Genomic DNA, 22567 nt, shown 5'->3' with positions numbered 1-22567 from the left:
GCCGGAGGCGTCTCCGGGCCCGGTGGGACGCGCCCGGGCCGAGCGCCTCAGAGCGCCCGGGCGAGGTCCTCCATCGCGTGGAGCGGATCGGGCCCCGACGGCATCAGCACGACGCTCGACGCACCGGCCTCGTGCAGCAGGGCGATGCGGCGACGAGCGTCCTCGGGAGTGCCCACGACGGCCAGCTGGTCGCCCCAGGCGTCGGGCAGGTCGCGGACGAAGGCGGCGCGGTCGGCGCTCTCGGCCCGCAGGCGGGCGAAGTCCTCGGCGAAGGGGAGCGGCTCGATGTGCGGCGCCCAGTCCGGCTCGCCGATCCACTCGAGTCCCGGCCGGACCGCGTCGCGCGCGGCGGCCGCATCGTCGTCCACGGCGGCCACGTTGTAGGCGACGATCCGTCCGGTGCCGCCGAGGTGGCCGCGGGCCGCCGCGAGGTACTCCGGAGTGACGGGCTCGGCCAGGACGACCCCGTCGGCGATCCGGCCCGCGAGCGCCAGCGACTTCGGTCCGCGGACGCCGGCCAGCAGCGGCGGCACGACGGAGGGCGGCGACTCCAGGACGAGGCCGTCCACGTGCACGTAGCGGCCGGAGCGGTCGGTGCGCTCGCCGGAGAGCAGCGAGCGGATCGCGTCGAACTGCTCCTCGAGCAGGGTGAGCGGGCTGCGCGGCCACATGCCGAGGCTGCGCATCCAGTGCGGCATCCCGTGCCCGATGCCGGCGTGGACGCGGCCGGGGAACAGTTCGGCGAGAGTGCCGAGCTCCATCGCGGTGAAGGCCGCCGTGCGCACGGCGGCGGGCAGGATGCCGATGCCGACGACGATCCGCTCGGTGGCGGCGAGCACCGCGCCGGCCTGGGCGATGCCGCCGCGGAAGCCGAGGTCCTCGACCACCCAGAGCTCGTCGAAGCCGAGCTCCTCGGCGCGGCGGGCGTAGACGAGCACCTCGGAGGCGGGGAGATCGCGGGGGAGCAGGACGCCGACAGCGGTGTCGGAGGAGGAGGCGCGCATCCGGCCAGCGTAGGGCGTGCGGACAGGCGGAGGGCCCGCCCGCACGATCGCGGACGGGCCCTCGCTCGTCGTCCTATTCGGCGGCCGCCTCGCCGATCCGCACCTGCTCGGGGCGGGCGGTCGAGACGACCTCGATGCGGCGGGGACGCGCCTTCTCGCTGACCGGGATGGTCACCGAGAGCACACCGTTGTCGTAGGACGCGGCGATGCGCTCGGTGTCGACGCCCTGGCCGAGGCTCAGCTGGCGGACGAAGGTCGCCGACTGGCGCTCCCGGGTGATCCAGGTGACGTCGTCGCCGCTCGCGACGGTGCGCTGGGCACGGATGGTGAGGAGCTGCCCGTCCACGTCGACGTCGACGGACCCCGGGTCGATGCCGGGGAGGTCGGCGGTGAGGACGTAGTGGTCGCCGTCCCGGTACAGGTCGATCGGCATCCGGCGGGGCCCCTGACCGGAGCCGAGGAGGGCGGTGGCGAGGCGGTCCAGCTCGCGGACGGGGTCGTAGGTGACAGCCATGAGATCACTCCATTCAGTCGTGCAACGAAGAGTTCCAAGAGTTGAGCCGACCCGGCTCAACGCGATTAAATTAGCACTCGGGAAGGGGGAGTGCCAACGGATCGGCCCCCTTCAGCGTCAACTTCGTTACCTGTTCGTAACAAAGCTGGGCAATCGAGTTCGTAGGGTCGTTTCTGTGTGGAAACCGATCCGGTTCCCAGCGAATGTGAGTAAGGACATCGATTGCCGATCCACCTGTCCCACCGACCACCCGTCCGCCGCGCTGAGAGGCGCATCCTCGCGGGCCTCGCCGTCCTCGGAGTCGCCGCGACCGCGGCCTTCGCCACCACCGGCGCCAGTGCCGCCCCTCTCGCCGGCAGTGCCTCGCTCGTCGGCGGGCTCTCCGTCGGCCAGAGCTTCGACGACGGCGACTACGTCGTCACCCTCGTCGAGCCCTCCGCGGCCACCTACCAGGGCAGCGATGCCCGCTTCGCCCGCACCGCGCCCGTCGACGGTGCGCAGCTGCAGGCCGCCTCGGCTCCGGTGGAGGACTACTCCGCCCACCTCGAGCAGCGCCAGGAGGACGTCGCCTCCGCGGTCGACGCCGCCATCGGCTACCACTACACCGTCGCCCTCAACGGCTTCTCCGCGACCCTCTCGGGCGAGCAGGCGGGCGAGCTCGCGAGCCGCCGCGACGTCGCCCAGGTCCGCAAGGTCGAGAACCTGAAGGTCGACCGCGCCGCGCAGGCCTCGCCGCTCGCCGCGGCCGCCGCCGGCACCCCGGTGCCCGACACCGGACAGCAGCGCTCCACCGACTTCCTCGGCCTCGAGGGCGAGAACGGCGTCTGGCAGAAGCTGGGCGGCATCGACAAGGCGGGCGAGGGCGTCGTCGTCGGCGTCATCGACTCCGGCATCGCGCCCGAGAACCCCTCCTTCGCGGACGCGCCCCTGGCGACCTCGCCCGGAGCTGCCCCCTACACGGACGGCACCACCACCTCCTTCGTGAAGTCGGACGGCGGCACCTTCGTCGGCTCCTGCTCGCCGGGGCTCCCCGCCTCCGAGCAGTGGGACGGCGACGAGTGCAACCAGAAGCTCATCGGCGCACGCTGGTTCCTCGCGGACGAGGAGGTCGGCTCGACGGACAACCCCGAGTACCGCTCCCCGCGCGACGCCGACGGACACGGCTCGCACACCGCGAGCACGGCAGCCGGCAACAACGGCGTCGAGGCGAGCGTCGACGGCTACGACTACGGGAAGATCTCCGGAGTCGCCCCGGCCGCCAAGGTCGCCGCGTACAAGGTCTGCTGGAACGGACCCGACGAGGGCACCGACGACGACGACTTCTGCTCCGGAGCGGGCATCCTCGCGGCCATCGACGCCGCGACCAAGGACGGCGTCGACGTCATCAACTTCTCGATCGGCGGCGGCTCGGCCACCTCGACCCTGACCGCGATCGACGAGGCGTTCCTCAACGCCGCCGCCGCGGGCGTCTTCGTCGCGGCCTCGGCCGGCAACTCGGGTGCGGGCGCCTCCACGCTCGACCACGCGTCGCCCTGGTACACCACGGTCGCGGCGTCCTCCATCCCGACCTACACCGCGACCGCCGCTCTCGGCGACGGCCAGAAGTTCGTCGGAGGATCCATCTCGGTCCACGAGGACGTCACCGGACCGCTGGTGAACAGCGCCGACGTCGTCCGCTCGGGCGCCGAGAACCCCGCCATCTGCGAGACCGGCACCCTCGACCCCGACAAGGTGAAGGGCACGATCGTCGCCTGCACCGCGGGCGTCACCGCGCGCGTCTCCAAGTCGGCCGAGGTCGAGCGGGCCGGCGGCATCGGCATGCTGCTGCTCAACCCGACCCCGAACGCCCTGCACGTCGACGACCACTCGGTCCCGAGCATCCAGATCGACTCGCAGGCCTACCAGGCGATCACGACCTACGCCGGCACCGCCGGTGCGACCGTGACCCTCTCCGAGGGCAACTCGTCCGGAGCCTCCATCCCCGTCCCGCAGGTCGCCGGCTTCTCGTCGCGCGGACCCGCTGAGGCGGACGGCGCCGACGTGCTGAAGCCCGACCTCACGGCGCCCGGCGTCGCGATCCTCGCCGACAGCTTCAACGCCGAGGGCGACGACCCCGCCTTCGCGTTCGAGTCCGGCACCTCGATGTCGTCGCCGCACGTGGCGGGCCTCGGCGCGCTGATCCTCGGCGCGACCCCGAAGGCCTCGCCGTCCGCGGTGAAGTCGGCCATGATGACCTCCGCCTACGACAGCGTCGACCAGTCGGGCGCCGCGTCCGAGGACGTCTTCGCCCAGGGCGCCGGACACGTCGACCCGGCCGCGTTCCTCGACCCCGGACTGCTCTACGAGAGCGGCACGGAGGACTGGATCGCGTTCCTCAAGGGTGCGGGCTACGTCTTCACCTCGAACCCGGTGATCGACCCGATCGCCGCGATCGACCCGTCCGACCTCAACCAGGCCTCGATCGCGATCGGCGCCCTCGCGGGCACGCAGACCGTGACCCGCACGGTCACCTCGACCGGCGCGGGCACCTACACCGCCTCGGTCGACGGCCTCGCCGGGATCGACACCGTCGTCTCGCCCTCGACCCTCTCCTTCACGGGTGCGGGCCAGACGGCGGAGTACACGGTCTCCTTCACCACCGGCTCGGCGGCGCTCAACCAGTTCGCCACCGGCTACCTGACCTGGGCGAGCGCGGAGCACGACGTCCGCAGCCCGATCGCGGTGCGCCCCGTCCTGCTGGACGCGCCCTACGAGGTCTCCGGCACCGGCTCGACCGGCACCGGCACGGTGACGGTCACGCCCGGCATCACCGGCGCGCTGCCGCTCACCGCGAGCGGTCTCGCCGAGGGTGTCCTCGCCGAGGACGCCACTGCCGCTGACGGCCACTCGGCGACGCTCCCCACGGGGAAGTCGCTGACGACCACCGTCGTGGTGCCGGAGGGCGCCGAGTTCGCCCGCTTCGATCTCGACTCGCTCGACGACGCGGCCGACCTCGACCTCACCGTCACCAGCGAGAGCACCGACAAGGTCTTCACCTCGGCGACCGGCTCGGCCGACGAGCGCGTCGACATCGCCGACCCCGCTCCGGGCGAGTACACGGTCCAGGCCGATGTCTACTCGACCGCTCCGGGATCCTCGACCGTCACGTTCGACTTCCGCAGCTTCGTCATCACTCCGGAGAACGGTCTCGGCTCGCTGAGCACCGACCCCGCCGTGGTCGACGCCGTGCAGGGCGAGCCGATCGCGTACGCGGTCTCCTGGTCGAACCTGGCGGGCCCGGCCCGCTACCTCGGCCGTGTCGCCTACACCGATTCGGGACTCGCGACGCTCGTGAGCGTCGACGTCACCGAGGCGGTCACCCCCACCCCGACGCCGACCGCGACTCCGGAGCCCACGGGCACCCCGGAGCCGACCGCGACGCCGACGGCCGGCCCCACCGCCGGACCGGGGGAGCCCACCTCCACGCCGACCGCCGGACCGGGCGCGCCCGGCCACGGCGCCGGCGGCCTCCCGTCGACGGGCTTCGACGGCGGTCTCCTCGGAGCCGCCGCCCTCGCCCTCCTCGGTGCAGGTGCTGTGATCACCGGCCTCCGACGCCGCGCCCTGGCGCAGCGTGAGGCGGGCGCCGCGGAGTAGTCCTCCGCGACCGCCGCGAACGGCCGTCCCCCTGCTCCTCCCGGAGCGGCGGGGGCGGCCGTTCGCCGTTCCCGGGCCGGGGAGGCGGAGACGGGGCGGCTCGTGGTGCGTGCCGGGAGCAGGACCGGCCCGGCTGCGTGGGGGAACGGCTCGAGAGGGGAGGCGGGAGCGGGTCGGGGAGAGATCGACGATCAGGCGGGGCGGAACACCTCCGACTGGGGGCCCGGCGGCGCGATCGGCCCGGGGTCCCGCTGCGGTCGCGCATCCCCGGAGGTGCATCGACGGGAGAACGCGGTGGTGACCTGCCGCTGCGAGCCGGGACGACGCGTTCGGTCCCGCTCCGAGCGGCGGCGAGCGCACGGGGACCGCGGTGCACCCTCGGGGACAGCGGTGGACGGCTCCGAGCGAGCGCCCCCTCGGCTTGAGCGGCCGCCGTCAGGATCAGAGGGAGCGGCGTCCCGCGATGACGCCGGAGACGACGGCGAGGACGCCGAAGACGATCGCGACGACCGGCTGGCCGAGGTCCAGCCACGCCAGCGCGGCGGCGCCCATCACGAGCAGCTCGATCAGCGAGCGGCCGTAGACGTCGATCGCGAGGACCGCGCGCGGCGAGAGGAAGAGCGCCCAGATCAGCGCGGCGACCACCGGAGCGCCGATGCCGAGGACGATGTTCCACGGCAGGTCCCACGACGCGAAGCCCCAGAGGGCGAAGGTCGCCAGCGCGACGAGCTCCAGGAGGAACCGGAGGATCGCGTTCGGGCCGATCCTGATGTCGGTGCCCGCGGTGTCCGCTCCTGCTCGATTCACGCCGACCATGCTAGCCGCCGGAGGTCAGCGGAAGATGATGGTGCGGGCCCCGTCGAGGAGCACCCGGTCCTCCGCGAACCACTTGACCGCCTGCGTGAGCGTGCGGCTCTCCTCGTCCTGCCCGATGGCCACGAGCTGGGCGACCGAGTGCGAGTGGTCCACGCGGACGACGTTCTGCTCGATGATCGGCCCCTCGTCGAGGTCGCTGGTGACGAAGTGCGCGGTCGCCCCGATCAGCTTGACGCCGCGGGCGTGCGCCTGCTTGTACGGGTTCGCGCCCTTGAAGCCCGGCAGGAACGAGTGGTGGATGTTGATGGCGCGACCGGCCAGTCGCGCGCAGAGCTCGGGGGAGAGGATCTGCATGTAGCGCGCCAGGACCACGAGCTCGACGTCGTGCTCCTCGACGACCTCCAGCACGCGCTCCTCGAACCCGCGCTTCGACTCCGGCGAGACCACGGGGCGCGACTCGAAGGGCACGCCGTAGAACTCGGCGAGGTCGCGCAGGCTGCCGTGGTTGGACAGGATCATCGGGATGTCCACCGCGAGCTGCCCGGCGCGCTGGCGGAAGAGCAGGTCGTTGACGCAGTGCGCGGCCGTGGAGGCGAGGACGAGGGTGCGCAGCGGCCGGCCGACGACGTCGAGGCGCCAGGTCATCCCGTAGTGCTCGGTGATCGGCAGCAGGGCGGCGGCGAACTCCTCGCGGCTGATCGGCGACTCCACCTGCAGGCGCATGAAGAAGCGGCCGGTGTCGGCGCTCGAGAACTGCTGGCTCTCGGTGATGTTGCCGCGGGCCTGGACGACGGCACCGGACACGGCGTGCACGATGCCCGGCTGGTCGGGGCAGGCGAAGGTCAGGGTCCAGTGGTTTCCCGCGGGCCGGGCGCCGGACCACGCGGCGTCGCTGCCCGTCGGACGGGTGCTCGCGGAGGCGGGCCGGGGAGTCGCGGACGCGGCGGGTTCGGGCTGCATCCGCCCAGGATAACGGTGGGGCACGGGGCGCTCCGTGCGCCTCAGCCCGCGTCGACGGACACGACGGCGACGGGTCCCGTCCGCCCGTCCGGGGAGGAGTAGCGGACGCCGATCGTGTGCCTCCCAGGACCGACCTCCAGGGTCGCGGCGAGGACGGGGGCTCCGGGAGCGAGGGACCGCACCTGCCCGCCGTCGACCAGGAGGTCGAGGCCGTCCGCGTCGGGATCGGCGAGCACGAGCACGCCGACCGCGCCCCCGCTCGACGCGGCCCGGGCGAGGAGCACCGGAGCGCGCAGGTCGACCGTCTCGGGGGCGCTGACTCCTGCAGCGGTGCGCGCCAGCACCGTGGTCGTGCCCGCGGGGAGGGGGAGCGCCGGCGCGGTCCAGGAGCCGTCGGCGTCGGCGGTGGCGGAGCCCACGCGGCGTCCGTCGGAGGCGTCCTCGAGGAGCACCTCGGCGCCGGGCGCGGCGGTGCCCCGGGCATCGGGCAGCAGCCGGCCGTCGGTGTCGAGCGCGAGGGTCGGTGCGGCCGGAGCGGGAGGTGTGGCCGGAGTGGGGGTCGTGACCGGTGCGGGAGTCGAGACCGGAGCGGAGGTGCTCGGCGCCTCTGTCGGGACCGGCGCCGGAGTGCTCGGTACGTGCGTCGCTGCCGGAGCCGGAGTGTCCGGTGGGGGAGTCACGATCGGAACAGGAACCGGGACCGGAGTGCTCGGTGCGGGGGTCGGGACCGGGACGGAGGGCAGGGCCGGGCCGCTGCCGATCGGGCCCGGCGCGGAGCCCCCGGTCGTGGCCCCCGGCGGCCCGGAGGGGGCCGGAGCCTCGGGGACGGCGGGCTTGGGCGCCGGTGCCGCGCTGCCGGTCACGGCGGGGCGGGACGGGGCGGGCTCGGCGGCAGGAGTCGGGGAGGCGGTCGCCTCGATCCCTCTCGACGCCGGTGCGCCGACGGGATCGTGGGACGGCTTTTGTTGCGGCGGGCGTCCCGTCCTCCCGGGGGTCGCGCGCGTCGCTCCGGCATCGTCCGACGCAGCCCGTCCGGCCACGGCCGGCACCGTGCTCCTCGGAGCGGCGCCGGAACCGCTGGACCGCCCCGCCGGATCGCCGTCCGCTGCACTCGTCCGGTCCGCGGCCTCCGGGTCCGTCTCCGGCCGGTCGGCGCTCGCCGTCGCTCCTCCGCTCGACGCCGGCGCAACCGCCTCGGCCGTTGCGCGCTCGTCCACCCGCGCGGAGGCGTCCTCCGCCGCCACGAGCGCGCCGCCCCCGTTCCCGGACAGCAGCACCGCCGCGCTGACGACTCCCGCGACCGCGAGTGCCGCCGCAGCGGACGCGGCGACGACCACTCCTGTTCCACTGCCCGCTCTCGACGCTCGGACCGCGCTCGACGCTCGAACCGCGCTCGACGCCCGGACCGCGCTCGGCAGCGGACCGGAGGCCGCGCCGGAGCCCCCGCCCGCCGCCCAGGCGGCCGCACCGCTCACGCCGGCCGAGAGCGGCAGCAGCACCGACGCGAGGCGGCGCGCAGTGCTCTCGGCCTCCGCCAGCGCCTCCCGGCAGGAGAGGCACCCGTCCAGGTGCCGGTCGATGCGGTGCCTGTCCCGGACGGGGGCTCGTCCTCGCGCGTACGTCCCCGCCCGCTCGAGCACCCACTCGCACTCGCCCGTCGCCGAGGCGTCCGCCACGTGCTCCCGGATCCACCCGGAGCGCAGCCCCTCCCTCGCCCGCACCCCGAGCGCTGCGACCGCGTTGGGCCGCAGGCCCATCAGCGGCGCGGCGGCGGCGGGGGACAGGCCCTCCACCTCCGTGTACCAGAGCACCTCCTGCCAGCGCGGCGGCAGCGCCCGGAACGCGCGCGCGCCCAGGTCGCGCTCGAGGGCGGCGAGGGCGTGCGCCTCGGGATCGGGGCCGGCAGAGGGGAGGGCGCGGTCGGCCTCGTCGAACGGCCGCTCGTGCCGGTCCCGCCGGGCCCAGGACCCCGCGACGTTGCGGACGGCGGTGAAGAAGTAGGGGCGGAAGGCGCCCTCGGGTCCGCCGCCGCGCTCGATCGCCCGCAGGACGCGGAGGAACGCCTCCGAGACCAGGTCGTCGGGGTCGGAGCTGCTCGCCCACGCCCGGGCCACGGTGCGCCCGGCCGAGGAGTGGCGGCGCCAGAGCTCGGAGACGGCGTCGGTGCGGCCCTCCCGGACCAGCGCGACGAGCTCCTCGTCGCTGCGGCCGTCGACGCGCTCGGAGCGGCGTCGAGGACCCACGGCGACGCCCTCCCTCCCGGTCCCGCGCCGGGACCGCCCGAGGGATCGTCGCACGATCGCGCGTGCCCGCCCCCGACTGGCGCGACTCCCGCGCCACCCGGCCCGCTTGCTAGAGTGAGCCCGCCGCGACTGGCGTTCGGATGGGTGACCATCAGGGAGCGGCACCTCCTCCGGGGCAGCGCCCCGGACACTTTTCCCGCCGCACGCCTGGGCTGGAACGGATACCGTAGATCGGGTCGCCCGAACGAGCCGTGTCGCGCCGCAGCGACCTGCCGGGCCCCTTCCGTTTCCCAGCCAAGGAGCGTCCGTGTCCTCTTCCCCCGCCAGCCCCGGCGTCGCCGCCTCGTTCGACCAGCCCGTGTCGGTGGTCGACCCCGAGATCGCCGCCGTGCTCCAGCAGGAGCTCGACCGCCAGCGCGGCTACCTCGAGATGATCGCGAGCGAGAACTTCGTGCCGCGCGCGATCCTCGAGTCGCAGGGCTCCGTCCTGACCAACAAGTACGCCGAGGGCTACCCCGGCCGCCGCTACTACGGCGGCTGCGAGTACGTCGACATCGCCGAGCAGCTCGCGATCGACCGCGCCAAGGCCCTCTTCGGCGCCGAGTTCGCCAACGTCCAGCCGCACTCCGGAGCCTCCGCCAACGCCGCGGCGCTCGCCGCGCTCGTGCAGCCCGGAGACACCATCCTCGGCCTCGAGCTCGCGCACGGCGGCCACCTGACCCACGGCATGAAGCTGAACTTCTCGGGCAAGCTCTACAACGCGACCGCGTACGGCGTCGACCCGCAGACCTTCCGCATCGACATGGACGCGGTCCGCGAGAAGGCCCTCGAGGTCCGCCCGCAGGTGCTCATCGCCGGCTGGTCCGCCTACCCCCGTCAGCTCGACTTCGAGGCGTTCCGCGCCATCGCCGACGAGGTCGGCGCGAAGCTCTGGGTCGACATGGCCCACTTCGCAGGCCTCGTGGCGGCGGGGCTGCACCCGTCGCCGGTGCCCTACGCCGACGTCGTGACCACCACCGTCCACAAGACGCTGGCCGGCCCGCGCTCGGGGCTCATCCTCGCGAAGCAGGAGTACGCCAAGAAGCTGAACTCGGCCGTCTTCCCCGGCCAGCAGGGCGGCCCGCTCATGCACGTGATCGCCGCGAAGGCGACCGCGTTCAAGCTCGCCGGCGAGCCCGAGTTCGCCGATCGCCAGGCACGCACCATCCGCGGCGCGCAGATCCTCGCCGAGCGCCTCACGGCGGCCGACTCGAAGGCCGAGGGCATCGACGTCCTGACCGGCGGCACGGACGTCCACCTCGTCCTCGCCGACCTGCGCGACTCGCCGTTGGACGGCAAGCAGGCCGAGGACCGCCTCCACGAGGTCGGCATCACGGTCAACCGCAACGCCGTGCCGTTCGACCCCCGCCCGCCGATGGTCACCTCGGGCCTGCGCATCGGCACGCCGGCGCTCGCGACGCGCGGCTTCGGCGATACGGAGTTCACCGAGGTCGCCGACGTCATCGCCGAGGCGCTCAAGCCCTCGGCCGACCTCGAGGCGCTGCGCGGCCGTGTCGCCCGCCTCACCGACGACTTCCCGCTCTACCCCGGGCTGTAGTCGATCCGCTGCACCACCCGCGCGGCGGAGGACGGGGCACCGCCCCCCTCCGCCGCGCCACGACCGAGGAGCCCGAGATGACGGCACAGGTACTCGACGGCGTCGCGACGGCGACGGCGGTCAAGACGGAGATCGCGGAGCGGGTCGCCGCTCTGCGCGAGCGGGGCATCGTGCCCGGGCTCGGCACGCTGCTGGTGGGGGACGATCCCGCCTCCCGCTCGTACGTCGCGGGCAAGCACCGCGACTGCGCGGAGGTCGGGATCGAGTCGATCCGCGTGGACCTCCCCGCGACCGCGTCGGCGGACGACATCCGCGCCGCCATCCGGCAGCTCAACGACTCGGAGGCCGTGACCGGGTACATCATCCAGCTCCCGCTGCCGAAGGGCATCGACGAGAACGCGATGCTCGAGCTCATGGATCCGGACAAGGACGCCGACGGCCTGCACCCCACCAACCTCGGCCGCCTGGTGCTCGGCGTCGAGGGTGAGCTGGCCAGCCCGCTGCCCTGCACGCCGAACGGGATCGTCGAGATGCTGCAGCGCCACGGCATCCCGACCTCGGGCCGGCATGTCGTCGTCGTGGGCCGCGGGCTCACCGTCGGCCGTCCGCTCGGGCTCCTGCTCACGCGGAAGGGCCTCGACGCCACCGTGACCCTCACCCACTCCCGCACGGCCGATCTCGCCGCGGAGGTGCGCCGCGCCGACATCGTGGTGGCCGCCGTGGGCGTGCCCGGGCTCATCCGCGCCGACTGGGTGAAGCCCGGCGCCGCCGTGCTCGACGTGGGAATCACGCGGGTCGAGAACCCGGAGACGGGCCGCGCGAAGCTGACCGGCGACGTCTCACCGGAGGTGGCGGAGGTCGCGGGCTGGCTCTCGCCCGTGCCCGGCGGCGTCGGCCCGATGACGCGCGCGATGCTCATCCACAACGTGGTGACGGCGGCCGAGCGCGCCCTGCGCTGACCGGTCCCGCGCCACAGGACCCGCGCCGGACCGCGCTCGGGGGCGACGTCCAGTCGCCTGCCGGTAGCGTGGCCCGGCGCTCTCGCGTCCCCCACCCCGTCGGACACGTCCTCGGAGCGCGCCCCGCCCTACGAGGAGAACCCATGCTCACCGTCACCGCCTACGCCGCCCCCTCCGCGACCGAGCCGCTCGTCCCCACCACCATCGAGCGCCGTGACGTCGGACCGCACGACGTGCTCATCGAGATCGCCTACTCCGGCATCTGCCACTCCGACATCCACACCGTCCGCGGCGACTGGGGTCCGGTGGCGTACCCGCTGACCGTCGGCCACGAGATCGTCGGCGTCGTCGCCGAGGTCGGCTCCGAGGTCACCAAGCACTCCGTCGGCGACCGCGTCGGCGTCGGCTGCATGGTGAACTCCTGCCGCGAGTGCGAGAACTGCCTCGCGGGCGAGGAGCAGTACTGCCTGAAGGGCAACACCGGTACCTACGCCTCCGTCGACCGCGACGGCACCATCACCCAGGGTGGCTACTCCACGCACGTCGTCGTCGTCGAGGACTTCGTGCTCCGCGTCCCGGAGTCGATCCCCTACGAGGCAGCCGCCCCGCTGCTGTGCGCGGGCATCACGACCTACTCGCCGCTCTCGCACTGGGAGGCGGGCCCCGGCAAGCGCGTGGCCGTCGTCGGCCTCGGCGGGCTCGGCCACATGGCCGTCAAGTTCGCGCACGCGATGGGCGCCGAGGTCACCGTGCTCTCGCAGACCCTCAGCAAGAAGGAGGACGGCCTCCGTCTGGGCGCCGACCACTACTACGCGACGCGCGACGAGGCGACCTTCACCGATCTCGCGAACACCTTCGACCTGATCGTCAACACGGTCAGCGCGCCCCTCGACCTCGACGCCTACCTGGGGCTCCTGCGCCGCAACGGCACGATGGTGAACGTGGGCGCTCCGGCCGAGGCGCTGCCGTTGCACGTCTTCACGCTCTTCGGCGCCCGTCGCTCCTTCGCGGGCTCGGGCATCGGCGGCATCCGCGAGACCCAGGAGATGCTCGACTTCTGTGCCGAGAAGGGCATCGCGAGCGAGGTCGAGGTCGTCTCGGCCTCGCAGATCAACGAGGCCTACGAGCGCGTCCTCGCCTCGGACGTCCGCTACCGCTTCGTGATCGACGCCTCCACGTTCGAGAAGTGAGCGCGGCCGGGGCGCTAGCCTCGGCGGCATGAGCGAACGGAGCCACCCGGCCGTCGACCGCGTCCTCGCCGACCTCGACCGGCACGGCGTGCACCCGACCGTGCGCTGGCTCGATTCGGCCGCGTCGACGGCGGCACTGGCGGCCGAGGCGCTGGGCGTCGACGTCGGCCAGATCGCCAACTCGCTCGTGTTCCTGATCGACGGTGCGCCGCTGCTGGTCCTGACCAGCGGCGGCCACCGCGTCGACACCGCCTGGCTGGGCGTGCAGCTCGGCGGATCGATCACCCGGGCGCCGGCCGCGGAGGTGAAGTCCGCGACGGGCCAGACGATCGGCGGGATCGCGCCGGTGGGCCATCCCGCGCCGCTGCGCACCGTGGTCGACACGGCCCTCGCCGCCTACGACGTGGTCTGGGCTGCGGCCGGGCACGCGCACACCGTCTACCCGACGAGCTTCGCCGAGCTGGTCCGGGTCACCGGGGGAGAGGCGCGCGCTGTCGTTCCGCCGGATCCGGCGCCGTAGCGGCTGGACGAGGAACGCCCCCTGCGACGCGAGGTCGCAGGGGGCGTCGACGGAAGCAGAGGTCAGAGCACCCGACCCGCGCCGTCGGCGGCCGTGACCAGGAAGAGCTCCGGAGTCGTGAAGCCCTTCTCGGCGAAGGCGGCGAGGACCGCGGCGCGGACCTCCTCCTCCTTCTCCACCGGGGTGAGGGCGATCGCGGAGCCGCCGAAGCCGCCGCCGGTCATCCGGGCGCCGATCGCTCCGGCGCCGCGCGCCGCCTCGACGGCGGTGTCGAGCTCGGGCACCGAGATCTCGAAGTCGTCGCGGAGGGAGACGTGGCCGGCGTCGAGCAGATCGCCGATCGCCCGGGGACCGTGCTCGCGCAGGGTGCGGACGGTCTCGAGCACGCGGGCGTCCTCGGTCACGACGTGCTTCACGCGCCGGTAGGTGACGTCGTCGAGGAGCTCCTGGGCGCGCGGCAGGTCGTCGACCGTCAGCTCGCGGAGCGACGGCACGCCGAGGGTCGCGGCGCCGAGCTCGCAGGAGGCGCGCCGCTCGGCGTAGCCGCCGGTGGCGTGCGCGTGCTCGACGCGCGTGTCGACGACGAGCAGGACGAGGCCGGCCTCCTCGAAGCCGAGGGGGACGACCTCGGTGTCGAGGCTGCGGCAGTCCAGGAACACCGCGGCGTCGCGCTTCCCGAAGAGGGAGGCGGACTCGTCCATGATCCCGGTGGGGGCGCCGACCGCGACGTTCTCGGCGCGACGACCGACGCGGGCCATCGTCGCGCGGTCGAAACCGAGGTGCCAGAGCTCGTCGAGGGCGACGGCCATCGCGCACATCAGCGCCGCCGAGCTCGAGAGCCCCGCGCCGACCGGCACGTCGGAGCCGACGTACGCGTCGAAGCCCGAGCGGGAGCCCAGGTCGACGCCGTACTCGGTGAGCGCCCAGACCACGCCGAGCGGGTAGGCCGACCAGCCGGTCACGGCGCCGGGGCCGAGCTCGTCGAGAGCGACCTCGACCACTGTGGGGGAGAATGCGCTGCTGATCCGGATCAGGCGGTCCTCCCTCGGAGCGACGGCCATCGCCGTGGCGCGGTCGATCGCGAAGGGGAAGACGAAGCCGTCGTTGTAGTCGGTGTGCTCGCCGATCAGGTTCACGCGGCCGGGGCCGGCCCAGACGCCGGCGGCGGGGCGGCCGAAGGTGCGCTCGAAGGCGGAGGCCGCGCTCTCGGCGACGGCGGTCAGGGAGGCGGGAGCGGTGGTCATCGGTTCTCCTCGGCGATGTCGGCGGCGGTGGTGGCGGGAGTGGCGGCGCCGCCGGGAAGCGAGTCGTCGCTGTGCGCGGCGACCGGCAGGGCCGCGCCGGGGCGCTGTGCGACCCCGGCCTCGAGCACGGCCGCGTCGGCCCGCCCGATCGCCGCGCGCAGGGCCGCGGCGCTCGTCTCGGGAGCGATGTCGCCGATCCAGGCGCCCATCGCGGCCTCGCTCCCCGCGAGGTACTTGAGCTTCGTCTCGGCGCGGCGGGGCGAGGTGATCTGGAGCATCAGGCGCACCTCGTCGCGGCGCTCGTGCACCGGGGCCTGGTGCCAGGCGGCGATGTAGGGCGTCGGGGTGTCGTAGAGGGCGTCGATGCCGCGGAGCAGGCGCTGGTACATCACAGCCAGCTCGTCGCGCTCCTCCGGGGTCGTCGCCGCCAGGTCCGGGACGTGGCGGTGCGGCAGGAGGTGCACCTCGACGGGCCAGCGCGCGGCGAACGGCACGAACGCGGTGAAGTGCTCGCCGCGGAGGAGGACGCGCTCGCCGGCCTGCTCGAAGGCGAGGACGTCGGCGAACATCGACGGCCCGTAGCTGTCGAGCGAGGCGAGCAGGCGGGTCGTGCGCGGCGTGACGTAGGGGTAGGAGTAGATCTGCCCGTGGGGGTGGTGCAGCGTGACGCCGATCGCCTCGCCGCGGTTCTCGAACGGGAAGACCTGCTGCACACCGGGAAGGGCCGAGAGGGCGCCCACGCGGTCGGCCCAGGCCTCGACCACGGTCCGGGCGCGGGAGGCGCTGAGCGTGGCGAACGAGCCCTCGTGCTCGGGGCTGAAGCAGACGACCTCGCAGCGGCCGACGCTGGTCAGCGTCCGGCCGAGCCCGAGAGTGCGCAGGTCCTCCAGGGAGGCGGGCGCGTCCGCGTCCTCGAGGAGCGGGCCGAAGGAGGGGGAGCGGTTCTCGAAGACGGCGACGTCGTACCGGCTGGGCACCTCCGACGGGTTCGTCGGCGACGCCGGGGCGAGCGGATCGAGCTCGGCCGGCGGCAGGAACACGCGGTTCTGGCGCGACGCGGCGATGGAGACCCACTCGCCGGTCAGCACGTCCTGGCGCATCCGCGCGGTGGCGGGGCGGGGGTCGAGGTGGCGTGCGTCGGCGGCGCGCTCCGGGGGGAGGGTCGTGTCGGCGTCGTCGAAGTAGAGGAGCTCGCGGCCGTCGGCCAGCGTGTGCGGGCGCTTGACGACGCCGGCGGAGAGTGTGATCGCTTCGTTCATGGCAGGAGTCAGACTAGGGCCGCATCTTCGAAAAGGAAAGCTCGTTTTCCCTTTGACAAGTCCACCGGCCCGCGGGCACGATGGGCGGATGAGGACGGACGGCGAGCAGGAGTCCACGTCGGCGATCGAGCGCCGGCTGCGGCTGCGTCTGGCCGCCGAGAGCTCGGGCTTCGTCGGGGTCGCCCCGATGGCCGACATGCTCGGGGTCTCGGTCGTCACGGTCCGCTCCGATCTCGCCCTGCTCGCGAGCGAGGGCGTCCTCCAGCGGGTGCGCGGAGGGGCGATCCCGGCGCCGAGGCCCACCGGTGAGCGCTCGCTCGAGGAGGGCCTGAGCGCCGCCTCCGACGAGAAGGCCGCGATCGGCGAGGAGGCCGCCGCCTCCGTCTCCTCCGGGCAGAGCATCGTGCTCGACGTAGGCACCACCCCGCTCGCCATCGCGCACGCGCTCGTGGCGCGGGAGGAGCTGCGCGACGTCACGGTGATCACGAACGGCCTCTCCACGGCGCTGGCGCTCGAGCCGGCCGTCCCGCGCTTCACGGTCGTCGTCACCGGGGGCACTCTGCGGCCGCTGCAGCACTCGCTGGTCGAGCCGCTCGCGTCCGAGCTGCTCGAGCGGATCCGCGCCGACATCGCCTTCATCGGCTGCACCGGCGTGCACCCCGAGGCCGGCGTCACCAACGTCAACCTCCCGGAGGCGACCCTGAAGCGCCGGATGCTGCAGGCGGCGACCCGCCGGGTCGTGGTCGCGGACTCCTCGAAGCTCGGAGTGGTCGACCTCGGCCGGGTCGCCGCTCCCGACGAGTTCGACCGTCTGCTCACGGGGGCGGGGGCCGCCGACGGAGTCGTCGCCGCTCTGGAGGAGGCGGGGCTCGCGGTCACCCGCTGCCGGACGCTCGGCGAGCGCGTCAGTCCGTAGGATCGAGGAATGGCCGACTTCACCCCCGCCCCCGCCACCGGGCGCCAGTTCTCGCTCGACCTCACCGCCGAGGGACGCACCCTGCACGCCGTCGTGACGGAGGTGGCCGCAGCGCTGCGCCACCTCTCGGTCGACGGAGTGGAGATCACCGCCTCCTACCCGGAGAGCACCGTCCCGCCGTTCGGCTCGGGCATCGTCCTGATGCCCTGGCCCAACCGCGTCAAGGACGGGCGCTGGCACCACCGCGGCGAGACGCTCCAGCTCGCGATCACCGAGCCGAAGTACCACAACGCCATCCACGGCCTCCTGGTGAGCACCCCGTACCGCCTCGTCGACCAGGGCCCGTCCTTCGTCGAGCTGGCCGCGCCGGTCGTGCCGCAGGCGGGCTACCCGTTCCACCTCGAGACCTCGGTCCGCTACGAGCTGCAGGCCGACGGGCTGAAGGTCGTCCACCGCGTCGTCAACGTCGGAGCCGACGAGGCGCCCGTCGCCATCGGCACGCACCCCTTCCTCGCCATCGGCGACGTCCCGACCGACGAGCTCGAGATCACCGTCGACGCGGCGGTGCACATCGAGGTCGACGAGCGCCTCAACCCCACCGTGCAGAACCCGGTCGAGGGCACCGAGTGGGACCTCCGCTCCGGCCGCCGCATCGGTGACCTGGAGCTCGACGACGCCTGGGCCGACGTCCGGATGGTCGACGGCGAGAGCGTGCACGGCCTCCGCGCCGCGGACGGCCGCCGCGTGCTCCTCTGGGCCGACGCCTCGCACAACTTCATCCAGGTCTTCATCACCCGGATCTTCCCCGACGGCGACGACGTGAAGACCGCGATCGCCGTGGAGCCGATGACCGCTCCGGCAGAGGCGTTCAACAGCGGGCAGGGCCTGCGCTGGCTCGAGCCGGGCGAGGAGTGGACCGTCGCGTGGGGCATCCGCCACGAGGGGTTCCCCACCGCGTCATGACCTCCCTCGCGGCCGTCGGGCGCGACGACGAGGCCAAGCGCGTCGCCCTCGTCCGGATGAAGCGGCTCGCCACGGGCCTGCTCGTGGTGATGGCCGTCGTCTTCGCCGTGTCGTTCGCCCTGCAGGAGCGCTACCCGTGGCTGCAGTGGGTCCGGGCCGCGAGCGAGGGCGGGATGGTCGGCGCGCTCGCCGACTGGTTCGCCGTGACCGCGCTGTTCCGGCGGCCGCTGGGCCTGCCGATCCCGCACACCGCGATCATCCCGACCAAGAAGGACGAGATCGGCGCGAGCCTCGCGCAGTTCGTCGAGGAGAACTTCCTCCGCGGCGCCATCGTGCGCGAGAAGCTCGACTCCTTCGGGATCGCCCGGCGGGCGGGGCTGTGGCTCGCCGAGCCGGAGAACGCGCACCGGGTCGGCGGCGAGAGCGCCGCGGCCGTCCGCTCGGCGATCGCCCTGCTGGACGACTCCGACGTGCAGCGCGTGATCGAGGCGCTGGCGCGGCGCCACCTCCTCGACCCGCAGTGGGGCCCGCCGCTGGGCTCGCTGGTGGGCAGCGTGGTCGAGGCGGGCCACCACCGGCGCCTCGTGGACACGCTGGTGGAGCAGGCGGAGGCGTGGCTGACCGCGAACCCGCAGAGCTTCACCCGCATGGTCAGCGGCCGCCTGCCGAGCTGGCTGCCCTCCGCGGTCAGCCGAGCGGTGGACGAGCGGCTGTACCGCGAGGCGCTCGTCTTCGTCGCCGCGGTGCGCGAGGACCAGGTGCACCCGTTCCGGATCGCGATCGACGGCTACCTCGCCACGCTGGCGCAGGATCTGGGCACCGACCCCGACCTGATCGCCCGGGTCGAGGAGATCAAGAACCGCGCCTTCGACAGCCCGCGCGTCCGCGAGCTCGCCGGGGACGCCTGGGAGGCGACGAAGGCCTCCCTCCTCGGCGCGATGGACGACCCGTCGAGCCCCCTCCGCGGCAGCATCGAGTCGATCGTGGTCGATCTGGGCCGCCGGCTCTCGACCGACGCCGGTCTCGCGGCGACCGTCGACTCCTGGATCGGATCGGTCGCGGCCAACCTGGTCGACCGCTACCGCACCGACATCGCCAGCATCATCGGCGACACCATCCACCGCTGGGACCCGCGCGAGACGTCCGAGAAGCTCGAGCTGCAGGTCGGGAAGGACCTCCAGTTCATCCGGATCAACGGCACCGTCGTGGGCTCCCTGGCCGGGCTGGTCATCTTCACCGTCGCGCACGCGCTGCTCGGCTCGTGAAGCGGGGCGCCCGGGCCCGCTCCGCAAGCCCTCGTCGGCGTCGGTGGTCGGGCGTACGGTCGCACCATGAGCGATGACAACACCACCGATCCCGATGTCAAGACCGAGGGCGACGTCCTCGGCGCCCGTGCCGACGACGGCAGCGACACCAGCGCCAGCAAGGACCCGTCCGACTGGGTCACCGGCGATGAGCCGATGACCGGCCCGCAACGCAGCTACCTCGACACCCTCGCGCGCGAGGCGGGCGAGACCCTGCCCGCCGACCTCACCAAGGCCCAGGCCTCCGAGCACATCGACCGCCTGCAGTCCTCCACGGGCCGTGGCGACGGCAGCAACGGGCACGACTGATCCCGCCGGGGCGCCCCGGGGCTGAGCATCAGTCCCCGTCGGCGCCCCCGTCCGGGGCGCGCACACCGCGCCCCGGCGTCCCTAGGGTTCCGTCATGGCGATCTCCCGCACCACGCGCAACGCCCTCGACCTCATCGACGCGATCCGGATCCCCGGCCGCATCGATCCCCGTCTGGCCCGGCAGGTGACCCTGTCCCTCCGCCAGCTCCTCGAATCCGGAGCCTTCGGCCCGAGCGAGCGGCTCCTCCGCCGCCGCGCGAGGAGGCTCCGCTCCCGCACCCGCGAAGCGGCCGCGTTCCGGCAGACGCGCTCGGCCGGCTGCACCGTCCACCCCTGAGCCTGCTGAACGGAGCCGCTCCGCTGTGACCGGCGACGGGACAGACACCGTCCGCGCGGTCGTCTAGAGTTCCTGGCATCCGGTCCGCCGGATGCCCGCCGCAGTCTCCCGGCCGGTCGACAACGGAGTCGTCCCGGCGCGGGTCATCCCCCCGTTCGCGCGTCGAACGCTCCGCTGGTTCCAGCACCCCGCTCCCTCCTCGAGAAGGGACTCCCGCGATGACGACTCGCGTCTCGCACACTGCGACGACCGTCCGCCTCGTCCGCTGGTACCGGATCGACTCCGACTGGCTCTCGGAGGTCGTCACCGGCCGCCTGCTCGAGCACCAGGACGGCCGCTGGCGCCTGCTCGTCGGCGAGAAGGTCCGTGACTACCCGGACGAGGTGTGGTCGCTCTGCCACGAGTGACGTCGTCGCGGAGCACTGCGGCCCGGACGAGGCGTCAGAGGTAGAGGTAGTACGTCTTCGCGCAGTCCGTCGAGCAGAACGGGTCACGGCGGCGGGCCGGCCGGACGCGGCACGCCTCGCACAGCCGAGGCCGGCGCAGGAGGACGCGGAGGACGGTCAGCACCTCTGCACGGTAGTGCGGCGACCTGGCTGCGCCCTGGCACTGTCCGGAAAGCGCGACCAGGCGGTCGTGTGGTGGGCCCCGTCGGGCTCGAACCGACGACCCGCGGATTAAAAGTCCGCTGCTCTGCCAACTGAGCTAGAGGCCCGCGCGCTCCAGGGTAGCGGGCCGTCGACGCCCCCCGGAGCAGGTGCGGCCCGGAGCAGGTGCGGCCCGGAGCGCGGACGATCCCGGAGCGGACCGCGTCCTCCGCGCGGGCATACCCGCCCAGCCGCGGGCGTTACCCTCCTCGAACCCCCTACGGAGCGCGAGCGCGAGAGCGTCCGCGCGCACGACCGCGGAAGGCGGCCCCATGACAGACGGCTTCCACAAGCCGACCAAGTTCCCCTCCCACGTCTTCGAGGCGTTCCAGGGAGGAGAGGACCCGGCGCAGATCAGCCGCGTCGCCCACGAGACCGCGATCGCGCTGCTGAGCCGTGTCCGGAACGACCCCGACCCGGTGGTCATCGACCGCCTGGTCGAGTACACCGACCACAACGGCATCGACGCGCTGGCCGAGCTCTGGGCGCGCTCCAGCGCGGCGAGCCTGCCGGGCGCCCTCTGGCGGATCTACCTGCTGCGGCTGGTCATCCGGCAGGACCCGGAGAGCACGAGCTTCCTCTACCAGCGCGGAGTCGAACTGTCCGCCACGATCGACCCGGTGGTCGCCGGAGCCAGCACTCCCACGGGGCCGGCCGAGATCACCGAGCTGGCCGACCGGATCCTCCGCGGCGTCTTCGACGGCGACTTCGCGGTGGCACTGGACCGCGCCGCGGCGTTCTGCCGCGTGAGCGCCTCCGGAGCCGTCTCGGTCGCCGACGACGTGGAGCCGGTGAACCCCGTCCGGGCGAGCGAGCTGACCACCCGCGCCCTGCGCCTCTCGACCACCGCGGCCGAGCTCGTGAGCTGCGCGCGGCTGTGGCGGAGCGACTCCCTGGAGTGACGCGCAACCCGCGTTCACCCACTGCGAACGCCGCTCGCCGCCACCGCGGAGGCCTTTGGTAGACTGGCGGAAGCCGGATCGCAGTAACCCCGGGCTCCACTTATAGCCGCTTCGAGCGGCCTCGCGCCGAGAGGCGTTCCTGCGGTCCGGCCCCTTCTCTGCTCGCATCGCCGCCACGGTGCGCGAGGCGAGGGCCCAGGAGGAGTCGATCCTCGCCCGAGTCCCCATAGACAGGCGCCAGCGGAATGAAGAACAGCAGAGCTCTCCGGATCGGCGCGCGCGTCTGGGCGGGGGCGGGGCTGCTGGTCGTCGCCGCCCTCTACCTCCTCGCCGCCCCGAGCGTCGACGACGCGGAGGGCGCCCAGTTCGCCGCGGGGGTCTCGCTCTCGCAGGGCACGGTGATGCGCGTCCTCGCGGTCCTCGACGTGCTCGCCGGGCTCTGGGTCCTCATCCGCCTGCGCAGCTATCCGGGCATCACCGCTGCGGCGGTGGCCGTGATCTCGCTCTGGCTGGCCCCCCGGCTGGGCGACCCCGCGCTCGTGCCGATCGGCACGTTGGCGCTGGATGTCCGATTCGTGACGCATCCGATCGAGGTGTCGGTCGTCGTTGCAGGCCTGGCCGTGACAGCCTTCTGGATGACGCGGAATCTTTCAGCCCGGGCGCGGGCGAGGCGGGGCTGATGACGGACGACACCACTGCGGAGGCGGCTGTCCTCCTCGAGCGCATCGCCGGGGGAGAGCAGGCCGCGTTCGCCGCGCTCTACGACCAGATGGCCGGCCGGGTCCTCGGCCTGATCATCCGCGTCCTCGTCGACCGCTCCCAGTCCGAGGAGGTGGCCCAGGAGGTCTTCCTCGAGATCTGGCAAACCGCTGGGCGTTTCGCTCCGAATAAAGGAAGCGCGACGACCTGGATCCTCACGATGGCACACCGCAGGGCCATCGACAGGGTCCGCGCGGCTCAAGCCGGCCGTGATCGGGACATGCGCATCGGAATCCGAGACCTCGGACGCGACTACGACCAGGTCTCCGAGCAGGCGGAGGTGTCCCTCGAGCACGAGAAGGTCGCGGCCGCCATGGGCCGCCTGACGGAACTGCAGCGGCAGGCGCTGCAGCTCGCTTACTACGGCGGATACTCGCACAGCGAGATCGCGGGGATCCTGCAGTGCCCCGTGGGAACCGTCAAGACACGCCTGCGTGACGGAATGATCAGACTTCGAGAAGAGATGGGGGTGGCCCTGTGAACGATGT

General features: G+C 73.5%; 22 protein-coding genes and 1 tRNA gene. 14 read left to right on the top strand and 9 right to left on the bottom strand.

All coding sequences use genetic code 11. From position 1 onward, the window contains the following. Nucleotides 1–47: 47 nt before the first annotated feature. Nucleotides 48–1004 (bottom strand): LLM class flavin-dependent oxidoreductase, encoded by a 957-nt coding sequence (locus C5C95_RS12010; protein ID WP_104324510.1) that lies wholly within the window; start codon nucleotides 1002–1004, stop codon nucleotides 48–50. A 73-nt stretch (nucleotides 1005–1077) separates the two neighbouring features. Continuing rightward, entirely contained in the window at nucleotides 1078–1518 is a 441-nt protein-coding gene (locus C5C95_RS12005; RefSeq protein ID WP_104233909.1) for an Hsp20/alpha crystallin family protein, read from the bottom strand. A 222-nt stretch (nucleotides 1519–1740) separates the two neighbouring features. Here C5C95_RS12005 and C5C95_RS12000 point away from each other — a divergent pair, with 222 nt between their 5' ends. Continuing rightward, nucleotides 1741–5154, top strand: a complete 3414-nt coding sequence (locus tag C5C95_RS12000; RefSeq protein WP_104324509.1) for a S8 family serine peptidase — start codon at nucleotides 1741–1743, stop codon at nucleotides 5152–5154. A gap of 441 nt (nucleotides 5155–5595) precedes the next feature. On the opposite strand, the gene C5C95_RS11995 is transcribed toward C5C95_RS12000, so the two are convergent. From C5C95_RS11995 to C5C95_RS11985, 3 genes are read right to left on the bottom strand one after another with little or no spacing between them, the layout of a single operon-like run. Next, nucleotides 5596–5961 (bottom strand): YrdB family protein, encoded by a 366-nt coding sequence (locus C5C95_RS11995; RefSeq protein ID WP_104276971.1) that lies wholly within the window; start codon nucleotides 5959–5961, stop codon nucleotides 5596–5598. Nucleotides 5962–5985: 24 nt separating this feature from the next. After that, entirely contained in the window at nucleotides 5986–6930 is a 945-nt protein-coding gene (purU, locus tag C5C95_RS11990) for a formyltetrahydrofolate deformylase (protein WP_104227281.1), read from the bottom strand. A 41-nt stretch (nucleotides 6931–6971) separates the two neighbouring features. After that, nucleotides 6972–9173 carry a sigma-70 family RNA polymerase sigma factor gene (locus C5C95_RS11985; protein WP_146087082.1) on the bottom strand — a complete coding sequence of 734 codons (2202 nt, stop codon included), beginning with the start codon at nucleotides 9171–9173 and terminating at the stop codon, nucleotides 6972–6974. A gap of 307 nt (nucleotides 9174–9480) precedes the next feature. Here C5C95_RS11985 and glyA point away from each other — a divergent pair, with 307 nt between their 5' ends. The 4 genes from glyA (at nucleotide 9481) to C5C95_RS11965 (ending at nucleotide 13439) form a co-directional block, all read left to right on the top strand. After that, the gene (gene glyA, locus C5C95_RS11980) at nucleotides 9481–10770 is read left to right on the top strand and encodes a serine hydroxymethyltransferase (RefSeq protein ID WP_104224723.1); all 1290 of its coding nucleotides are present in this window, start codon (nucleotides 9481–9483) and stop codon (nucleotides 10768–10770) included. A 77-nt stretch (nucleotides 10771–10847) separates the two neighbouring features. Beyond that, the gene (locus C5C95_RS11975; protein WP_104324507.1) at nucleotides 10848–11729 is read left to right on the top strand and encodes a bifunctional methylenetetrahydrofolate dehydrogenase/methenyltetrahydrofolate cyclohydrolase; all 882 of its coding nucleotides are present in this window, start codon (nucleotides 10848–10850) and stop codon (nucleotides 11727–11729) included. A gap of 143 nt (nucleotides 11730–11872) precedes the next feature. Continuing rightward, nucleotides 11873–12919, top strand: a complete 1047-nt coding sequence (locus C5C95_RS11970; RefSeq protein WP_104233905.1) for an NAD(P)-dependent alcohol dehydrogenase — start codon at nucleotides 11873–11875, stop codon at nucleotides 12917–12919. Between the two features lie 28 nt (nucleotides 12920–12947). Then, nucleotides 12948–13439, top strand: a complete 492-nt coding sequence (locus C5C95_RS11965; protein WP_104224720.1) for a YbaK/EbsC family protein — start codon at nucleotides 12948–12950, stop codon at nucleotides 13437–13439. Nucleotides 13440–13501: 62 nt separating this feature from the next. On the opposite strand, the gene galK is transcribed toward C5C95_RS11965, so the two are convergent. Both galK and galT read right to left on the bottom strand, forming a co-directional pair. Continuing rightward, nucleotides 13502–14683: a galactokinase gene (gene galK / locus C5C95_RS11960; protein ID WP_104324506.1), complete on the bottom strand. Its 1182-nt coding sequence runs from the start codon at nucleotides 14681–14683 to the stop codon at nucleotides 13502–13504. After that, on the bottom strand, nucleotides 14680–15942 hold the full coding sequence (gene galT, locus C5C95_RS11955) for a galactose-1-phosphate uridylyltransferase (RefSeq protein WP_104324505.1): 1263 nt from the start codon (nucleotides 15940–15942) through the stop codon (nucleotides 14680–14682). The genes galK and galT overlap by 4 nt, the downstream gene beginning before the upstream one ends. 88 nt (nucleotides 15943–16030) lie before the next feature. Here galT and C5C95_RS11950 point away from each other — a divergent pair, with 88 nt between their 5' ends. From C5C95_RS11950 to C5C95_RS11925, 6 genes are all read left to right on the top strand, one after another. Next, entirely contained in the window at nucleotides 16031–16858 is an 828-nt protein-coding gene (locus C5C95_RS11950; RefSeq protein WP_104324504.1) for a DeoR/GlpR family DNA-binding transcription regulator, read from the top strand. Between the two features lie 9 nt (nucleotides 16859–16867). Further along, entirely contained in the window at nucleotides 16868–17821 is a 954-nt protein-coding gene (locus C5C95_RS11945; RefSeq protein ID WP_104263066.1) for an aldose 1-epimerase family protein, read from the top strand. Then, on the top strand, nucleotides 17818–19086 hold the full coding sequence (locus tag C5C95_RS11940; RefSeq protein WP_104324503.1) for a DUF445 domain-containing protein: 1269 nt from the start codon (nucleotides 17818–17820) through the stop codon (nucleotides 19084–19086). The genes C5C95_RS11945 and C5C95_RS11940 overlap by 4 nt, the downstream gene beginning before the upstream one ends. 66 nt (nucleotides 19087–19152) lie before the next feature. Further along, nucleotides 19153–19434 (top strand): DUF3072 domain-containing protein, encoded by a 282-nt coding sequence (locus tag C5C95_RS11935; RefSeq protein WP_104224714.1) that lies wholly within the window; start codon nucleotides 19153–19155, stop codon nucleotides 19432–19434. Between the two features lie 94 nt (nucleotides 19435–19528). Then, nucleotides 19529–19771 (top strand): hypothetical protein, encoded by a 243-nt coding sequence (locus C5C95_RS11930; protein WP_104324502.1) that lies wholly within the window; start codon nucleotides 19529–19531, stop codon nucleotides 19769–19771. A gap of 218 nt (nucleotides 19772–19989) precedes the next feature. Continuing rightward, entirely contained in the window at nucleotides 19990–20178 is a 189-nt protein-coding gene (locus C5C95_RS11925) for a hypothetical protein (RefSeq protein ID WP_104224712.1), read from the top strand. 34 nt (nucleotides 20179–20212) lie between these two features. On the opposite strand, the gene C5C95_RS17855 is transcribed toward C5C95_RS11925, so the two are convergent. Together C5C95_RS17855 and C5C95_RS11920 are read right to left on the bottom strand one after the other, a co-directional pair. Continuing rightward, a complete protein-coding gene (locus C5C95_RS17855) occupies nucleotides 20213–20341 on the bottom strand; it encodes a hypothetical protein (RefSeq protein ID WP_258059535.1) in 129 nt (42 codons plus the stop codon). 69 nt (nucleotides 20342–20410) lie between these two features. Continuing rightward, nucleotides 20411–20486: transfer RNA gene (locus C5C95_RS11920), tRNA-Lys, on the bottom strand. A 204-nt stretch (nucleotides 20487–20690) separates the two neighbouring features. On the opposite strand from C5C95_RS11920, the gene C5C95_RS11915 reads away from it, so the two are divergent. From C5C95_RS11915 to sigK, 3 genes are all read left to right on the top strand, one after another. After that, nucleotides 20691–21320: a DNA-directed RNA polymerase subunit beta gene (locus tag C5C95_RS11915; protein ID WP_104261007.1), complete on the top strand. Its 630-nt coding sequence runs from the start codon at nucleotides 20691–20693 to the stop codon at nucleotides 21318–21320. A gap of 245 nt (nucleotides 21321–21565) precedes the next feature. Beyond that, entirely contained in the window at nucleotides 21566–22000 is a 435-nt protein-coding gene (locus C5C95_RS11910; RefSeq protein WP_104324501.1) for a hypothetical protein, read from the top strand. Then, nucleotides 22000–22560, top strand: a complete 561-nt coding sequence (gene sigK, locus C5C95_RS11905) for an ECF RNA polymerase sigma factor SigK (protein ID WP_104224709.1) — start codon at nucleotides 22000–22002, stop codon at nucleotides 22558–22560. Before C5C95_RS11910 ends, sigK begins: the two co-directional genes overlap by 1 nt. The last annotated feature ends 7 nt before the right edge of the window (nucleotides 22561–22567 follow it).

Origin of the sequence: Rathayibacter sp. AY1B7 (assembly GCF_002932735.1) — a bacterium.
GTDB lineage: Bacteria > Actinomycetota > Actinomycetes > Actinomycetales > Microbacteriaceae > Rathayibacter.
Note: the sequence above shows the minus strand (reverse complement) of the source record. Positions and strands in the feature narration are given on the sequence as shown.

Bases quoted from the DNA above. Each gene is read 5' to 3' on its own strand.
- sigK (WP_104224709.1), top strand. From the start codon at position 22,000: ATGACGGACGACACCACTGCGGAGGCGGCTGTCCTCCTCGAGCGCATC.
- C5C95_RS11925 (WP_104224712.1), top strand. From the start codon at position 19,990: ATGACGACTCGCGTCTCGCACACTGCGACGACCGTCCGCCTCGTCCGC.
- C5C95_RS11930 (WP_104324502.1), top strand. From the start codon at position 19,529: ATGGCGATCTCCCGCACCACGCGCAACGCCCTCGACCTCATCGACGCG.
- purU (WP_104227281.1), bottom strand. From the start codon at position 6,930: ATGCAGCCCGAACCCGCCGCGTCCGCGACTCCCCGGCCCGCCTCCGCG.
- C5C95_RS11970 (WP_104233905.1), top strand. From the start codon at position 11,873: ATGCTCACCGTCACCGCCTACGCCGCCCCCTCCGCGACCGAGCCGCTC.
- C5C95_RS11965 (WP_104224720.1), top strand. From the start codon at position 12,948: ATGAGCGAACGGAGCCACCCGGCCGTCGACCGCGTCCTCGCCGACCTC.
- C5C95_RS12010 (WP_104324510.1), bottom strand. From the start codon at position 1,004: ATGCGCGCCTCCTCCTCCGACACCGCTGTCGGCGTCCTGCTCCCCCGC.
- C5C95_RS12005 (WP_104233909.1), bottom strand. From the start codon at position 1,518: ATGGCTGTCACCTACGACCCCGTCCGCGAGCTGGACCGCCTCGCCACC.
- C5C95_RS11915 (WP_104261007.1), top strand. From the start codon at position 20,691: ATGACAGACGGCTTCCACAAGCCGACCAAGTTCCCCTCCCACGTCTTC.
- C5C95_RS11935 (WP_104224714.1), top strand. From the start codon at position 19,153: ATGAGCGATGACAACACCACCGATCCCGATGTCAAGACCGAGGGCGAC.
- C5C95_RS11950 (WP_104324504.1), top strand. From the start codon at position 16,031: ATGAGGACGGACGGCGAGCAGGAGTCCACGTCGGCGATCGAGCGCCGG.
- C5C95_RS11975 (WP_104324507.1), top strand. From the start codon at position 10,848: ATGACGGCACAGGTACTCGACGGCGTCGCGACGGCGACGGCGGTCAAG.
- C5C95_RS11945 (WP_104263066.1), top strand. From the start codon at position 16,868: ATGGCCGACTTCACCCCCGCCCCCGCCACCGGGCGCCAGTTCTCGCTC.
- galT (WP_104324505.1), bottom strand. From the start codon at position 15,942: ATGAACGAAGCGATCACACTCTCCGCCGGCGTCGTCAAGCGCCCGCAC.
- C5C95_RS11910 (WP_104324501.1), top strand. From the start codon at position 21,566: ATGAAGAACAGCAGAGCTCTCCGGATCGGCGCGCGCGTCTGGGCGGGG.
- galK (WP_104324506.1), bottom strand. From the start codon at position 14,683: ATGACCACCGCTCCCGCCTCCCTGACCGCCGTCGCCGAGAGCGCGGCC.
- C5C95_RS11940 (WP_104324503.1), top strand. From the start codon at position 17,818: ATGACCTCCCTCGCGGCCGTCGGGCGCGACGACGAGGCCAAGCGCGTC.